This is a genomic window from Flavobacterium sp., assembly GCF_003525665.1.
Taxonomy (GTDB): domain Bacteria; phylum Bacteroidota; class Bacteroidia; order Flavobacteriales; family Flavobacteriaceae; genus Flavobacterium.
Genome location: NZ_DQDX01000209.1, coordinates 2,233 through 3,506, shown reverse-complemented (window position 1 = coordinate 3,506; position 1,274 = coordinate 2,233). Strand labels below are relative to the sequence as shown.

At 31.1% G+C, this 1,274-nt stretch carries 1 protein-coding gene; it reads left to right on the top strand.

The annotated features are described in order from the left end of the window. Positions 1–77 precede the first annotated feature (77 nt). A complete protein-coding gene (gene gcvT / locus DIU01_RS14615) occupies positions 78–1,160 on the top strand; it encodes a glycine cleavage system aminomethyltransferase GcvT (RefSeq protein ID WP_290835715.1) in 1,083 nt (360 codons plus the stop codon). Positions 1,161–1,274 lie beyond the last annotated feature (114 nt).

Sequence of the window (1,274 nt, the reverse complement as noted above, 5' to 3'; positions counted from 1 at the left end):
TATATAATTGATTTTTTAGGTACTATTTTAATAAATTTTAAATAAATTAGCGACTTCAATTTATATTATAAAATACAATGAAAAATACCGCATTATCGCACATTCACGAAAGTTTAGGAGCTAAAATGGTTCCGTTTGCAGGATTTAATATGCCTGTTTCCTATGAAGGAGTTAACGCAGAACACGAAACTGTAAGAAACGCTGTTGGTGTTTTTGACGTTTCGCACATGGGTGAATTTCTTTTATCGGGCGAAAATGCTTTGGCTTTAATACAAAAAGTTACTTCTAACGACGCATCAACATTAGAAATTGGAAAAGCACAATATTCTTGTTTGCCAAATAATGATGGCGGAATTGTAGATGATTTAATCGTTTATAAAATAAAAGAAGAGCAGTATTTATTGGTTGTAAATGCTTCAAATATCGATAAAGATTGGGATTGGATTTCGTCTTTTAATGATTTAGGAGTTGATATGAAAAATCTTTCAGAAGATTATTCTTTGCTCGCAATTCAAGGTCCAAAAGCTGTTGAAGCTATGCAATCATTGACTTCTATCGATTTATCTGCAATAAAATACTATCATTTTGAAGTGGCTGATTTTGCAGGAATTGAGAATGTAATCATTTCAGCAACTGGTTATACTGGTTCTGGAGGATTTGAAATTTATTGTAAAAATTCAGAAGTTGAACAAATTTGGAATAAAGTTTTTGAAGCTGGTGCTGATTTCGGAATTAAACCAGTCGGATTAGCAGCACGTGATACGTTGCGTCTTGAAATGGGATTCTGTTTGTATGGAAATGATATCAATGATTTGACTTCGCCATTGGAAGCAGGATTAGGTTGGATTACAAAATTCACAAAAGAATTTACTAATTCAGAAAATTTGAAGAAACAAAAAGAAGCTGGAGTTACTAAAAAATTAGTTGGATTTGAATTAATAGACAGAGGAATTCCACGTCATGACTACGAAATCGTTGATGCTGACGGAAACAACATTGGTATTGTAACTTCGGGAACGCAATCACCAAGTCTAGGAAAAGCAATTGGAATGGGTTATGTAAAAACCGAATTTTCTACTGTAGATTCTGAAATTTATATTGTAATTAGAGATAAAAAAATTGCAGCCAAAGTGGTAAAATTACCATTTTACAAAAAATAAATAATGTCAACTATAAAAATCCAAATTCAATTTTAAACTTGAATTTGGATTTTATAATTATACTAGAATCTGAAATTGCTATTGAACTTGAAAAAGATACTACTTATTCTACTT